The sequence below is a fragment of the Subsaximicrobium wynnwilliamsii genome (assembly GCF_007997225.1).
Lineage (GTDB): Bacteria > Bacteroidota > Bacteroidia > Flavobacteriales > Flavobacteriaceae > Psychroserpens > Psychroserpens wynnwilliamsii.
Genome location: NZ_VORM01000003.1, coordinates 160018 through 175568 on the forward strand (window position 1 = coordinate 160018; position 15551 = coordinate 175568).

Genomic DNA, 15551 nt, shown 5'->3' on the forward strand with positions numbered 1-15551 from the left:
CGCTTGCGCCTTTCCATTCCAGTAAATAAAGCAGCTTAACAGCACTGCTTATCGGGTTGATTTAAATCAATTGGAGAAAACAAGGACTACTAAAAATGCAGCCTTTATAGATATATCAAGGTAAACCTAGGCTTCTAACTGTATGCTTTATCTATTTTACTAGGGTATTTTAAAAAAAGGCACGAGTGAGCCCAAAGTGAATGGCGTAAAATTCTCAAGATATGCGCTACCCACTGCGCTCCTTTTTTCGCTTTTCAATTCTTTGAATAATGGCGAATTCCCCCAAGCTATCATGTCAGTCCTATTTTTTGTGTAATCCAAGACATCTAGACTATTTGATAGTCAAAATGCATTTATAAATATGAAAACCGAGGTATTTTCAATGTCAAGCAATAGGATCATACAAAATATAAAGGGAAATTATAAGCGCAATGGTTTTCTTTAATTGGCATTCACAGTACACTTGAAGCCTTTATGATACAATCGCTTTAATTTCAGAAAATTAATTATTAAAATAATTTGCAAAAAAGCTTGCAGATAGCTAATTAATCCTATCTTTGTGCCTTAAATAATTTAATATATATTATGAATAAAGGTACCGTAAAATTCTTCAACGATTCAAAAGGATTTGGATTTATTACTGAAGAAGGAAACAACAAAGAACATTTCGTACACATTTCTGGACTTATCGATGAGGTTCGTGAAGGAGATGAAGTAGAATTTGAATTAACTGAAGGAAAAAAAGGATTGAACGCAATTAACGTAAAAGTTATATAATTTCGATATTTTTTTGAAAAACTCAAAAGCCTTTCCAAACGGAAAGGCTTTTTTTATGTCCAATCCCCACTTCCAATTTAGGCTTGAGCGGCAAAAGATCACTGCTTAGTCCATTTAATGGTTTTTGCGCTTCAATACTTAACCATACTTAGACCCATTCAATGCAAGCTTAAGTTCTTCATCAAACTCTCCTAATTGTATATTCTAAACAAACCATAGTTTATGCTATGTAGACTTCAGGGCAAGCTAAGGACTATGTCCACAATTGGGAAGCATAAAATCATGAGATCATTCGTTTCAAAATAATCTTAAAAATAAATTCAGGTAAACTTGTTGATGGCCAAGGTGGCAAAAGCCATGGCGTACCAATCCATTCTAAGATAGCTCTGAGCTTAAAGCATTCCATTTTGGAACAAGGCCTTATGATATCTCGAGCAGACACTTAATATTCCTTCTAGTGCAGCGCTAAACCAAACTTTGAATCATTGACATTTGATCAAATGACTGTTGCGGATAAGCCTAAAACAAAAAACTCCGAAAACATGATGTCTTCGGAGTTTTAATATGAATGCGTTACGTATTATTTCACGGTAGCAGGCGTATTTAATTTTTGGCTCATCTCCATGGAAATGGCAGAACGTTCAAATTTGATTTTACCAGCGAGTGTTTCAATCACACAGCTGCTATCTTTTTCATTTAAATCCACTACCTTCCCATGAACACCGCTTTTGGTAATGACCTTATCACCCCTTTTTAGCGCTGCAGCAAATTTTTTCTCATTTTTAGCGCGTTTCATCTGTGGTGCGATCATAAAAAAATACACAACAGCGAACATGCCTACGAAAGGTAAAATATCTCCTATTCCCATAAAATTATCTAACTTGCTTTATTGCGGCTGAACCTGCTTTGCTTACTGGAGCATTTGGATCTTTTTCAACAAACGCTTTGATTTTTACAGTTTCAGCACCTTTTTCGGTATTGGTGGTCAAGGTGATGGTTTTAGAAACCTGATTGGTACCCTTACCATCGAATTTCACTGTAAACTCAGCAGATTCTCCAGGAGCCAATGGGTCTCTACTCCAATCTGAAGGCACTGTACACCCACAAGTACTTTTGATGTTGCTTACAACCAAGGGGGCATTGCCAGAGTTTGTGTATTTGAATACGGTTTGAACAGGCGTTCCATTGGCAATCGTGCCAAAGTCATGTTCCGTTTCATCAAAATTAATTGTAGGAAAGTCACCTGCAGTTGCATCTCTTTCTGCAGCTGCTGCAACATTCTCTGAATTGATTTTTTGGGTTGCGTCTTCCTTACAAGATGTAAAAGCCACTAAACATAGTGCACTTAATCCTAAAATTGCTTTCTTCATTTCTTTTGTATTTTGTTATTTAAATTTGAGAGGCTAAAAGTACTAATAATTTCAGTTAATTAAAATGTTTTAGTCTATTTCAAAGAAAACATTAACAGTCTCGTGTCCTTTAAAAAACCCGTTTTAAAGCAGGCCACGCCCAATTTTGTTAAGTTTATCCTCAGCTTTATATTCCTTTACGATTTTATCCAATATGCCATTGATAAAATTACTACTCTTAGGCGTACTATATTCTTTAGCAATCTCCAAGTATTCGTTGATGGTAACCTTTACGGGAATGGACGGGAATTTATTGAATTCACAAATGGCCATTTGCATCAACACCCTGTCAATTAATGTAATACGATCTGCATCCCAATTCTTGGTTTTGTTGAAAATCGCTTCCATAAATAATGCTTGGTTCAAAATGGTTTTTTTCAACAATTCCACGCCAAAATCCCTGTCTTCTAAGTCCTTGAACAACTCTGGAGTAAATAATTTTCCGGTAGATTTTGGTTTTACCTTCTTCAAAAGTTTTAAAATGGTGGTATTGACCACAGGCAGATCATCCAACCAGGTCAACCGCTTATCTTCAAAGAAATCGTAGAGTTTATCGTTTGGTGCAATGATTTCAGTAAAAATATCAATCACAAAAAGTTTGTCTTCATGAAACGTAGATGTTTTTGTAGACATGTACTCTTTGTAAAGATCGCTTTCCAAAAGGGCCTTAAAAAGTATATCCACATATTCAAAATCCAAATACCAAAGATTGACTTTTTGGTTATCCAATACGTCGTCTAAAGCTTCGTTGTTTTTGAGTAACTGCAAGACTTCATTGTTGACAAATTTCAAATTGGGGTTTTTCTCGTCTTTGGTCGCCAAGTGTTTTTTTTGGGACTTTTCGAGATGATCTTCTGCTTTTTTCTGCAACTCCAACAAAAGGGATAGCTGGGCAATGTAAAGGTCATACATGCTATTCAAACTTTGAAGCAAGAATTTTTCATTGACCCTAATATCATCGCTTTCGCTCCCTTGGGAAGCGTAAAGGGCTTGCATTACTTTAATACGAATGTGGCGTCTATTTAACATGCTTACAAAGAACTTATAAAATGATAAAGCGAAATGCACAACTTGGTTTTCAGGCTGCTTATTTCGCTTTGCAAAAGTAATACTATTTTATAAAAACCAAATCAATAAAGCTTGGCTTTGTCATTTATTTTGACTGTTCGCGTTTTCGCTTCTCAATGCGCTCTTTCGCGATGTTCATTGCAGCAACTTGCGTTGTCACATTATTGGATTCTGCTCGGTTGAAAATATCCAAGGTTGTGTTGTAGATATTTTCGGTCTTACGCATGATTTCCTGCTTATCGTAATTCTCAAGTTCTGCATACACATTGATGATGCCTCCTGCATTGATTAAAAAATCTGGTGCGTAAAGAATGTTCTTTTTCTTCAACATATTACCATGTCTCACTTCATCTTCCAATTGATTATTGGCTGCTCCCGCGATGATGGAGGCTTGGAGTTTATTAATGGTACTGTCATTGATGGTAGCACCAAGTGCACAAGGCGAGTAAATGTCCATTTTTTCTGAATAGAGATCATTTCCGCCATAAATGGTCACATCGTATTTGGAGCGCACTTCTTCCAATCGTTCTTGATTGATGTCTGAAATGGTGACTTTGGCACCTTCATTCAATAGGTTTTCTATCAAGGCTTCGCCCACATGGCCAATGCCTTGAACGTATACAGATTTATCCTCAAGCACATCGCTGCCATACTTGAATTTAGCAGCTGCCTTCATGCCCATAAAAACGCCATAGGCTGTGATTGGTGAAGGATTTCCTGCACCACCCTTACTTTCCGAAATACCGGTAACATAAGGCGTCACTTCCCTAACAATGTCCATATCCTCGGTGTTCATCCCTACGTCTTCAGCAGTGATGTATTTACCGCTAAGCGAATGCACGAACTCCCCAAACCGTCTCATCAGCTCGGGCGTTTTTTGGGTTTTGGCGTCACCAATGATCACTGCTTTACCACCACCAAGGTTTAATCCTGTAATGGCCGATTTAAATGTCATGCCGCGCGACAAGCGCAAGACGTCATTGAGGGCTTCCCACTCATTGCTGTAATTCCACATTCGTGTACCCCCTAAAGCAGGTCCCAAAACTGTATTGTGAATACCAATTATTGCTTTTAAACCAGTATCTTTGTCGTTGCAAAAAACAATTTGCTCATGATTATCAAAGGACATTTGTCCAAAAACAGGATCCATTTTAGTGAGCTCCTTAGTACTTATTACTTCTGATGTCATTTCTATTTGAATTAAAGATCTACTTGTGATTTTTTTAAAATCAGCCCACAAAAGTAACGGAATATTAAGGCATTTACAAAAAATTACAGGTCAATATGATAATCTCATAAAAGAACCGCTGAATTAAACATGAAGGAATTAAAACACATCAACAAATACTTTTATAAATATAGGTTTCAACTATTGTTAGGTATATTGATTACTATTGTGGCAAAGGTCTTTGCGCTGTTCACGCCAAGGCTGATTGGCAATGCTGTCACTACGATTTCACACGCCATTAAAGGAACCATCACCACAGAAACTTTTAGGCACGATTTAGGTCAAAGTATACTGTACCTCATTGGGGCAGCCGTTGTAGCAGGAATTCTAACCTTTTTTATGCGCCAAACCATTATCAATGTATCTCGATATATTGAGTTTGACCTAAAGAACGAAGTTTACCAACAGTATCAAAACCTCTCGCTAAACTTTTATAAATCCAATAAAACTGGTGATTTGATAAATCGCATTAGTGAAGATGTGGGTAAAGTGCGAAACTACACAGGGCCTGCTATAATGTACACCATCAACATGATCACCTTATTTGGCGTTGCGTTTATTTATATGTTCAACACTGCTCCTAGCTTGACATTGTATACTATTCTTCCTTTACCAGTTTTATCCTTTATAGTTTATAAATTGAGTGCAGTGATCAACAAACGCAGTAGAATTGTACAGGAGTACCTTTCGACCCTGTCGGCCTATACTCAAGAATCCTTTAGTGGCATTTCTGTGATCAAATCCTATGGGATTGAGACCCAAAATTACGCTGAGTTCAACACGCTCTCTACTGAAAGTAAAGAGAAGCAAATTGACTTGGCGAAAGTACAGGCGCTATTTTTCCCTTCTATGATCCTACTCATTGGGGTTAGTAATATATTGGTGGCCTATGTTGGTGGTGTTCAATACATGAACGGACAAATAGCGGAATTGGGGACCATTGCTGAGTTTTTGATCTATGTCAATATGCTTACTTGGCCAGTCGCCACTGTGGGTTGGGTCACCAATTTGGTGCAACAGGCCGAAGCCTCGCAAAAACGCATCAATGAGTTTTTAAAGGAAGTGCCTGAAATTAAAAATCACACCAACACACAAACCCCCATTAAAGGAAGGATCGCTTTTGAAAACGTGACCTTTATCTATTCCGATACTAACATACAAGCCTTGACCGATGTGAATTTTACTTTGGAAAAAGGCGAAACGCTTGCCATCTTGGGAAAAACTGGATCTGGTAAATCAACCATACTGGATTTGATTGGACGCTTGTATGACGTACAGAAAGGCAGTATTAAAATAGATGACCGCATCATTGACCAAATCAACCTCAAAAATTTAAGGGATAACATTGGCTATGTGCCACAAGATGCGTTTTTGTTTTCTGATACTATTAAGAATAACATCATGTTTGGCAAGGAAGACGCCACGGAAGACGAAGTGATTGAAGCTGCCAAAAATGCCAGTGTGCACAAAAACATAATGAAATTCAATAAGGCTTACAACACCAAATTGGGTGAACGTGGCATCACGCTTTCTGGAGGCCAAAAACAAAGAATCTCTATCGCCAGGGCACTTATCAAAGCTCCAGAAATCATGTTATTTGACGATTGCCTCTCTGCAGTGGATACTGAAACGGAGGAAAAAATCTTGAACAACCTGCGAACTGTTTCCGACGGAAAAACCACAATTATTGTAAGCCATAGGGTTTCTTCAGCTAAAAATGCAGATAAAATCATAGTTTTGAGCGAAGGTAAGATCATCCAAACAGGAACACATGAGAGTCTTATTGACAAAGACGGGTATTACAGAGACCTTTACCTCAAACAACTCAGCACAAAAGAAATGGAGTAAATTGTTGCTTACTATAATTATTTTTAGGATTTTTGAGGTCATAACCTATTAATATTTAAAACGCAGTTATGAGTGATTACGAAAGGATGGATAAAGAGGAAATTTTCTCTAAAGTATTAAGAGCAGGCAGAAGAACCTATTTCTTTGATGTAAGATCTACAAAAGCTGGAGATTACTATTTGACAATTACTGAAAGTAAGAAATTCACCAACGATGATGGTTCCTTTCATTATAAGAAGCATAAAATCTACTTGTACAAGGAAGATTTTACGGAATTTAATGAGATATTGAAGGAAATGACCGATTATATCATCGATGAGAAAGGTGGTGAAGTCATAAGCGAGCGTCACCAAAAGGACTTCAAAAAGGAGGAATACAATGATACAAACACTCCGGATGAAGCAGATGATGCTTCGGAAAACAAGGCTTCAGCAGATAAATTCACGAATATCAGTTTTGACGATATCTAATCAAAACACGATTGCATAAAAAAACCGTTACATGTATCATGTAACGGTTTTTTTTATGCAAACTATGGCCTATTCATCAGAGTCACTGGCCTCTTGATTGTGTATAACCAATCTAAACCCTTCGCCATGAATATTGAGAATCTCTACCTCCTCATCTAACTTGAGATACTTCCTCAGTTTAGCGATGTAAACATCCATACTTCTAGACGTGAAATAATTGTCATCTCTCCAGATTTTGGTAAGCGCCAGTTCACGTGGCATTAAATCGTTTTCATGAAGTGCCAGCATACGCAGCAATTCATTTTCCTTGGGTGACAACTTAATTGGATCCTTGCCATCAAACTTAAGAAAGCGCAGTTTAGAATTGAGATCAAATCTACCGATCTTGAACTCAAATTGCTTACTATCAGCAATGGAGTCGGTGGCTTTTCTTTGTATAATGGCCTTGATTTTCATCAATAGCACTTCACTGTCAAAGGGCTTATTGAGATAATCGTCTGCTCCTACTTTGTAGCCTTTGAGCACATCTTCCTTCATCGCTTTTGCAGTCAAGAAAATAATAGGCACATCGGCATTTTTTTCACGAATCTCTTTAGCTAAAGTAAAGCCATCCTTATATGGCATCATGACGTCCAGGATACAGAGGTCAAAATCATCCTTCTTGAACTTTTCAAAGCCTTCCATACCGTTTTTGGCATGGACTACATCGTAGTCATTCATATTCAAATAGTCTTTTAAGACCGTTCCAAAGTTGGGATCATCTTCTACTAAGAGTATTTTTTTATTTTGTTCTTCCATAATTTAAGATATTAACGGCAGTTTGATTGTAAAGGTACTACCTTTTCCTTTTTCACTTTCTACTGATATATGACCTTGATGGTCGTCTATTATTCGTTTTACATAAGCCAGACCTAAGCCGTGACCTTTAACATTATGCACATTGCCGGTGTGTTCGCGATAAAATTTCTCAAACACGCGCTTCTGCACTTGTTTGCTCATCCCGTTCCCTTGGTCAATGATTTTCAACAATATGCTGTTACCCACATTTTCTGTATACACATCAATTTTGGGCGGCTCCTCACTATACTTAATGGCATTGTCAAGCACATTCACGATCACATTTGTGAAATGGGTCTCATTTGCCAACACGGTGCTACGTTCGGCTTCCAAATGTGAATGTACAAAACCCTGTCTATCTTCAACAATCAACTCTACATGCATGATGGCATCTTCAATAAGACTATGTAAGTCTTCCCTGTCCTTATTGATGTTGAGTTCATTTTTCTCTAATTTTGAGATTCGCAGTACATTTTCGACTTGGGCATGCATGCGTTTATTTTCGTCTTTGATCATTTTCAAATAACGCATCACTTTTTCTTGATCACCAATGATCTTCGGGTTTTTTATTGAATCCAAAGCTAAATTGATAGTCGCAATGGGCGTTTTGAACTCGTGGGTCATGTTATTGATGAAGTCGGTCTTGATTTGTGAGATCTGTCGCTGTCTTATCAATTGGTAAATGGCACTGGAATAGGCCAGAATAATGATGGATGTAAAGATGATCGACAAAACAATCATACCCAGGATCGAAGATAATAAATAACCTTTTCGCTCAGGAAAATCAACATATAGGTTATAATCACTTTGATTGTTATTATCCAAAAAAACTGGAACACCGATGGTCGATTCAGGCTTTAGATTAAAATCTTCAGATTGTATTTTAGTTGATAAATCCCTATCGTATATCGCAAACTGAAATGGCGTGTTTATGCCGCTGTTTGTCAACTGATTGCTCAATAATTTTGAAACCGCATCGGTTGTGATTCTTTTGTAAATAGGAATGTTCTTGTAGCGTTCGCGGTAGACCGATTTGTAAACAGCTTTACCTATATCGTCCAAGGTATTATAACCACTGTATTTTTTAATGGGCTTGATATCAATAGTACCATCGATATCGGTTTTTTGAAACACCTGGGTTTCACTAATATTGCTAAACCTGCTAACATTAATACTGTCTGCACCTATGTCAAAGAACAAAGAAGGCACTTTAAAGCTTTCCTCAGAAATGGCGTTTTTAAACACTGTATATTGATCGGTACTCTCATCATAGGTATTAAAGACCAACCGTTGTTTTATCTCTGTGGAATCTGGATTGATCCCATCATCAATAATTTGCTGATAGAGCTTATCATAGCTCAGTAATTCTTGATTTTCAATGGCTTTGGAAACTAAACTCAAAGATCGTTTTACATTTAAAGTAAACTGTTTCTCTTCGTTTTCGAGGGTGTTGTTGATGAAGTAAGCTTGAACAAAAATGATACCTATTAGGGATAAACTCATTAGTATTACCAACAAAATGAATAGCCTTTTCCTCATTAGCCAAATTTAACATTTTAACATTTAGCAAAGAGTTCCTTTAACCTTACATTAACAAAAGCCCAAAATTGCTATATTTTTAAGGATTCCAAGATGGAATTATGTGTCTCAAGCACTTGCTTTTCAGTAGCTTCAAGCAGGTTGTTCTCAATAACAAAATGGGAACGTTTGATCTTATCAGAATCGGGCATTTGATTGGCCATAATGGCTTCTATTCTAGCCCTAGAACTACCATCACGTTTCAACAATCGCTTCATGCGTGCTTCTTTAGTGGCAACCACCGTGATGATCCTGTCATATTCCGCTTGTTTTTGATGCTCAAAAATAATGGCTGCTTCCTTGATGACGTAATCTGAATTTTGCTTTTTCAGCCACTCCTTAAAATGTTTTGCCACTTGGGGGTGAACAATCTTGTTCATTTTTTGGAGCAGTGATTGGTCTGTAAAAATTTTGTTCGCCAGATAATCTCTATTCAGCAAACCATCCAAATAGGCTTTTGAACCAAAAATCGCAACAAGCTCTTTTTTTATGACTTTTGAACTGTTCATGAGTTTTTTAGCCTCATCGTCTGCAATGTACACGGGCACACCAAGCGTCTTGAAAAAGTTGGCAACTGTGGTCTTTCCGCTGCCTATGCCTCCTGTGAGTCCAACAACAATCATTCCGTGATGATGTATTCTACCTTATCCTGTTTCATCTTGGCGGTTTTAATAAATTTATTGTTTACGGTTAGAGTGGGCGAAAAGAAAGTTTGGTTTTTTGAGGTCGCTTTTTCAAAATCACAATCAATCTTGAAATCTGATGCTGTAATGGCCTTGTAATTGCTCAAGCTCACGTAATAAAATACTTTAATGGTTTTAGGAAAGTAATTGATTTGCTTATCCTCCGGCAAATTGGAGATATCCACAGGCACTTCCAAAGTACCTTCCGTAAATTTTTCAACTTTTAAGGAAACCTTGACATTTTCCGCCGAAAACTTCAATTGCCCGTCTGCATTAGGCAGTTTTAATTCAACTGTTTGTTGGATATTGGAGTTGACATTACTGAGTTTTAAGTCCTGTGTGACAATGCTATCAATGGCACTAACACCTTTGACTGTCCCTATTATTTTTATGGAATCTGGTTTTACCCTTAAAGAATCCATACTGTTATAGCCTAAAGCATAACTAATGGAAGAACGCAAGCGCACAGGGACTTTTTTAACGGTCAAGGTATCAAAGTTAAACCTAACGGTATCTGGATTTACGGAGAGCACCTCAATTGAAGCGCCCATGCGTTCTTCTATTTGCTTTTGAGCCTTGTTTGCCAACCACACGTATGAGGCGTTAGCAATATAGGTGTCTTTCTCCAAATCCACGTTCATGGACTGGTTGGAAAAATAATAGGACAATAACCGAAACCCAAAAGCAGAGACTCGTACCTTGATTTCAGGCACACTGTCCATGGCAATTATTTTATGGTCTGGTAGATTGGTGTAATTCAATTTTATTGTAGCGGTCTCGGTATAGGTATGCGAAAATTTCGTGAATACCCAAATCGAAAACGACAGCAGTAAAAAAAGGCCAAACACATGTAGCCTTCTATTTTTTATGGATTTTGAAAGCTTCTTTTTTAGGCTAGTGAACATTGTCAAAAAATAAATTAGGGAATCGACTTTGGGGGGCTTGCTTCATTACTTTTATGGCGAACGAGGATTTTAAAAATCCAAGGCCATACCCAAAAAACTGGATAAAGATAGCCAATATGGATTGAAATGCGACACTTAGACTTTTAGAATTTATAAGCGCCAAAATAAACGCGGTCATAACATAGACAACATAGACCATGATTGGTAACCAATAGCCAAAGAGCATTAAAATGACTGCCGCTAAAAACCCTAAGCTGAAGGCACTCGGCAACCAATAACTCCACTTCGCTGTTTTAGGATGCCAAGTATTGAGAATAGGTCTAACCAAACCAAATTTATAAACCTGCTTATAAAACTTGCTCCAAGACAACCTTCTTTTGTGGTATACAAATGCCTTCGGAAACAATGCAGTTTCATAACCCAGTGTATTAAGCCGAATTGACAAATCGGGATCCTCGCCGGGATGAATGCTTCCAAACCCACCGGAAGCCAAGAATGCCGCTTTAGAAAGCCCCATATTGAAGCTTCGTGGTTGAAAATTTTTTAAGGCTGCATTACCACCGCGAATCCCACCTGTGGTCACCAAGGACGTCATGGTGAAATTAATGGCTTTTTGAAGATTTGTAAACGAGTGGTGCGCTGCATCTGGACCGCCATAGCAATCTACAAACCTATGGTTGAGACTTTGTGTGACCTTGATCAAATAATCACTTGGCAGAATGCAATCGGAGTCTAAGATGATAAAGTAATTGCCTTTGGCCTTCCGCATCCCGAAATTTCTAGAATCTCCTGGGCCAGAATTGGGTTTTTGATAGTAGGAAATATTCAAGCTGGTCTCAAAATTTGAGATGACTGTTTTGCAATCCATCGTTGAGCCATCCTCAACAATGACAATCTCAAAGGCAGCATCCCCTTGAAGATTCACAAAACTTCGTAATAGTTCCTCAACTTCTTCTGCTCTATTGTAAACAGGAATGATAAATGAAAAATCCAATGAGACCATAGCTTAAAATTGTAGCTAAACTAAATAAAAAAGGCTGGTTTATGATAGTTTTTATATATTTTTCTCATTTAAATGTGTTGGTCAAATAAAAGTGCATCTTAATATCCAGAAGTGCTGTATTCTATGCCGGCCCTACGGAATTGGTCTATGTGGGGTTAGTTTTACCACCCATTCCTCAGGCCTTTGGGCTTATTGGCCCTGCGGAGCGAACTATTGGTAAGTAAAATATCACAATTAAATCAATGTCCTATTTTTATCTTATACGCTTTTTAATCGAAAAATAATGCTTTAGCTCATGCAGCATAAACTGAAATAGGACTCTTTCTGGCCAGTTAACATAATTACAATACAACAGAAGTCTCGCAACAGGAAAAGTACCTTCAATTTAAAACCATCCTAACCTTACCCTAACGCTTCAAAGTAAAATGTGACTTAAAGGTTCTATTTTGTTTATAATGCAACACGAACCAGTAATCATTTGCTGGCAATGACTGCGAATTGTAAGTACCGTCCCAACGATCGTTGGTTAGGAGTGTTTTGAGTAGTTTACCGTAACGATCAAAAATTTCAATCCTGATCTGTTGTTGTGTTTTGATGCCCCAAGTATCATTATATGTATCTCCATTAGGCGTGAAAAATCGCGGATACTGCCATAATGTTAAGGTTGTTGAAGTTTCATAGCATCCATTCACATCTTTAACAATAACACTCACGGCCCCACCATCAAGCACAGTATATACAGGACTTTGCTGAAACGGCAGCCCCTCAAAACTGTACAAGTAGCTACCGCTTCCGCCAGAAGCCTCAACAGCTATGGTTTGGTTAGCTTCAAAATCATCGGAAACGATATAATCGGCAGTTAAGGGCTGCAATGCCGTAACTAAAAATTGAAACTGTTGCTCACAGCCTAAACTTACTGGCGTAGCAATAACCTCATAACCTCCCGGAGTAGAAACAGTCAATGAAGATAGGGTATTTGCTATGGGAATGTTGTTCTCAAACCAAGCAAACGTAAAGTTGAAGCCTCCTAAACCAGTGTCCAACAGGATTGAAGACAAGCTATTACCGTCTTCATCTTCACAAATAGAAACGTTTTCAATGGTTAAGGTCGGTAATGCTATTGTCACATCTAAGGTAAACGGCAAAGCACATTGGCCGTCACTTGGTGTAAACACATAAGTGCCATCGGTTTGATTGTCAATACTAATTGGTGACCAACTTCCTAAAATCGCATTATTGGAGCTAGTAGGCAAATTAGGAACCGTTGCATCTTGGCAGTAGGTATTTTCAATAGAAAATACTGGTATCACATTAGGAGAAACCATGACATCCAAAGTAAACGGCAAAGCACATTGACCACTGTTTGGAGTGAACAGATAACTACCACTCGCTTGATTGTCTATACTACTGGGCGACCAGCTTCCCAAAATCGAGTTATTAGAACTTGTTGGTAAGCTTGGCACCGATTCATCTCTACAAAACGTATCTTGAATAGTAAAAGATGGAGTCACATTTGGCGAGATGGTAACCTCCAAGGTAAACGCTAAAGCACATTGGCCATCACTTGGCGTAAAAACATAAGTGCCACTCCCTTGGTTGGTTATAACATTTGGCGACCAACTTCCTGATATGGCGTTATCGGAACTAGTTGGCAAATTGGGAACTTCTGCATTTTGGCAAAGCACAGTTGGCAATGAAAATTTAGGGGTTACGGTAGGCGAAACGGTCACATCCAATGTAAATGCAGATGCACATTGGCCGGTACTTGGTGTAAAAACATAGCTGCCATCCGTTTGATTATCTATAACAGTTGGTAACCAGCTGCCAGCAATACCATTATTGGAAACCGATGGTAAATTAGGTACGGGTTCATCTTGGCAAAATGTGTCTTGAAGCGCAAAAGATGGCGTAACAGTGGGCGAAACCATCACATCCAGAGTAAATGCTATGGCACACTGGCCAGTAGTTGGTGTAAACATATAACTGGCACTCATTTGATTATCAATACCACTTGGCGACCAAGTTCCCGAAATGGCATTGGCTGAGATCAATGGCAGATTTGGCACGGTGTCCCCTTGGCAAAATGTATCCTGAAGGTTAAAAATTGGAGAAGCGTTTGGAGAAATAGTAACATCTAAAGTAAACGGCGAAGCACACTGTGCAGCATTTGGTGTAAAGACATAACTACCATCGGTTTGATTATTGATGACGCTTGGCGACCAACTACCAGAAATGCCATTATCTGAAACCGCCGGCAAACTGGCTACAGTGCCATCTTCGCAAAAGGTATCTTGGAGTGTAAAGATTGGAGTGATGTCACCATCACTTACCAAGGTAATTGTTTGTAAATCTTCATTATTGCTTTCATTACTTTCAGCTACACTAGAGACGTTTGCAATGGTATTATCAACAACTATTTTTAAGGTAAATGTATTGGGAACAGTTAGAGGTATTGACAAGGTGGACTGTAAATCTAAGCTGCCTCCAATGGCAATAGGAGTTGCAGTAGTGACCGTTTGCAAAAGCGTATTATCGGCATAGAACGATATGGGCACATTGGCTGGTAAACTAGCATTACTGTTGGTATTGGCAATCGTATAATCAACCACTAAGTCACGATTGTCACAAAGCTCCTGCCCTGTAACTTGTGTGAGTAGAGCGGTGGCGTCTGGAAGCTCTGAGCGAATGGATGTAACAATCGATGATATAAAACGAATATAAAATGAATTCATCTTAATATTAGCCTGTGTATCGTCAACATTGATATATGATGAAATATCAAAAGTGTCAATATCTTGGTTCCAATTGGTAGTGCTTCCTGTAAAACTATTGCTGCCATTAAAAGGATTGTCTGGAGGATTTAGTGCATTACTAAGTGTATTGCCATTAAATAAAATGGATTCATCCAAAAAAATATTTGGACTACCATTATAACCAACATAGCTCATGCTCGCCCCTTGCGGATCTATAATATTCAAATTATTAATGAGTATATCAACTGAGACTGTTGTATTTAGACCGACAAATTTTAGACCATGATAAATATTTGTTTGCGTACTGGGTAGCGAGAAATCTTCATAAACTACAATAATCGTCCAACCTGAAAAGTAAATCGCATTTGAGCAATATAGATCTATTATAGAATTTAGATTAAGATTTGATACAGTGTAATTAATATTTCCCTCTTGTTGCACAAAAGACGTAATATTCTTAAAAGATGAGAAATATGGCACTGCCTCAAATGGTGAATTGATATCTGAAATGAATGTCAAATCTGGAGTAATAATATTACCATTTAATTGAAGATTTACAGGTAGACTACCATCTCCAATCCCTGCCCAATATAAATAGGCTCCCTCAATGGTTTGATCTACGTTTAAATTTAATCCCGCAGATGATTGTGTAATCATTTGGCAAGGTGGAGGAGGTAATTGATAATTGTCAAATTCATTTTGAGTATTTCCAATTATAGTATAACCATATTTACCATTAAATTGTTGATATAATGTTAAAGGCACATCATTTTGTGCATGTATAATATTACCACAAGAAAATAATATGCAAAATGCAACTAAATATTTCATAATAGATTTTGTGGTTGACTCTTTAAAGATAACCAAATCAAAAATAAGAAATTACAAATAATGCCAATACAATCTTATATTTTTGAGTTATTACTATGATATTAATTAAATTAGTAGTGTAAAATTTTTATGTCGAAAACTTAGTGTCTCTTTAACTATGT

Annotated in this window: 13 protein-coding genes; 3 read left to right on the plus strand and 10 right to left on the minus strand. The window is 37.7% G+C overall.

What is annotated here, in order from left to right; translation table 11 throughout:
* Positions 1 to 585 precede the first annotated feature (585 nt).
* The gene (locus tag ESY88_RS03610; protein ID WP_147084651.1) at positions 586 to 777 is read left to right on the plus strand and encodes a cold-shock protein; all 192 of its coding nucleotides are present in this window, start codon (positions 586 to 588) and stop codon (positions 775 to 777) included.
* A 580-nt stretch (positions 778 to 1357) separates the two neighbouring features.
* Here the strand turns inward: ESY88_RS03610 and yajC are convergent.
* From yajC to ESY88_RS03630, 4 genes are all read right to left on the minus strand, one after another.
* Positions 1358 to 1645, minus strand: a complete 288-nt coding sequence (gene yajC, locus ESY88_RS03615; protein WP_147084652.1) for a preprotein translocase subunit YajC — start codon at positions 1643 to 1645, stop codon at positions 1358 to 1360.
* Positions 1646 to 1649: 4 nt separating this feature from the next.
* Entirely contained in the window at positions 1650 to 2147 is a 498-nt protein-coding gene (locus ESY88_RS03620) for a DUF1573 domain-containing protein (RefSeq protein WP_147084653.1), read from the minus strand.
* Between the two features lie 123 nt (positions 2148 to 2270).
* Complete coding sequence (nusB, locus tag ESY88_RS03625) at positions 2271 to 3215, minus strand: transcription antitermination factor NusB (RefSeq protein ID WP_223270708.1); 945 nt, start codon at positions 3213 to 3215, stop codon at positions 2271 to 2273.
* 124 nt (positions 3216 to 3339) lie between these two features.
* On the minus strand, positions 3340 to 4443 hold the full coding sequence (locus ESY88_RS03630) for a Glu/Leu/Phe/Val family dehydrogenase (RefSeq protein WP_147084654.1): 1104 nt from the start codon (positions 4441 to 4443) through the stop codon (positions 3340 to 3342).
* Between the two features lie 129 nt (positions 4444 to 4572).
* Here ESY88_RS03630 and ESY88_RS03635 point away from each other — a divergent pair, with 129 nt between their 5' ends.
* Positions 4573 to 6330 (plus strand): ABC transporter ATP-binding protein, encoded by a 1758-nt coding sequence (locus tag ESY88_RS03635; protein WP_147084655.1) that lies wholly within the window; start codon positions 4573 to 4575, stop codon positions 6328 to 6330.
* 68 nt (positions 6331 to 6398) lie between these two features.
* Positions 6399 to 6800 carry a PUR family DNA/RNA-binding protein gene (locus ESY88_RS03640; RefSeq protein WP_147084656.1) on the plus strand — a complete coding sequence of 134 codons (402 nt, stop codon included), beginning with the start codon at positions 6399 to 6401 and terminating at the stop codon, positions 6798 to 6800.
* A gap of 69 nt (positions 6801 to 6869) precedes the next feature.
* On the opposite strand, the gene ESY88_RS03645 is transcribed toward ESY88_RS03640, so the two are convergent.
* The 6 genes from ESY88_RS03645 to ESY88_RS03670 all read right to left on the minus strand — a co-directional run bounded on the left by ESY88_RS03645 (position 6870) and on the right by ESY88_RS03670 (position 15390).
* Entirely contained in the window at positions 6870 to 7598 is a 729-nt protein-coding gene (locus ESY88_RS03645; RefSeq protein WP_147084657.1) for a response regulator transcription factor, read from the minus strand.
* Between the two features lie 3 nt (positions 7599 to 7601).
* Positions 7602 to 9140, minus strand: coding sequence for a sensor histidine kinase (locus tag ESY88_RS03650; RefSeq protein WP_147084658.1), 1539 nt, complete (start codon positions 9138 to 9140; stop codon positions 7602 to 7604).
* 107 nt (positions 9141 to 9247) lie between these two features.
* A complete protein-coding gene (coaE, locus tag ESY88_RS03655) occupies positions 9248 to 9838 on the minus strand; it encodes a dephospho-CoA kinase (protein ID WP_147084659.1) in 591 nt (196 codons plus the stop codon).
* On the minus strand, positions 9835 to 10803 hold the full coding sequence (locus ESY88_RS03660) for a CdaR family protein (protein WP_147084660.1): 969 nt from the start codon (positions 10801 to 10803) through the stop codon (positions 9835 to 9837). Before ESY88_RS03660 ends, coaE begins: the two co-directional genes overlap by 4 nt.
* A complete protein-coding gene (locus ESY88_RS03665; protein WP_147084661.1) occupies positions 10793 to 11806 on the minus strand; it encodes a glycosyltransferase in 1014 nt (337 codons plus the stop codon). Before ESY88_RS03665 ends, ESY88_RS03660 begins: the two co-directional genes overlap by 11 nt.
* Positions 11807 to 12213: 407 nt before the next feature.
* Positions 12214 to 15390: a T9SS type B sorting domain-containing protein gene (locus ESY88_RS03670; RefSeq protein ID WP_147084662.1), complete on the minus strand. Its 3177-nt coding sequence runs from the start codon at positions 15388 to 15390 to the stop codon at positions 12214 to 12216.
* Positions 15391 to 15551 lie beyond the last annotated feature (161 nt).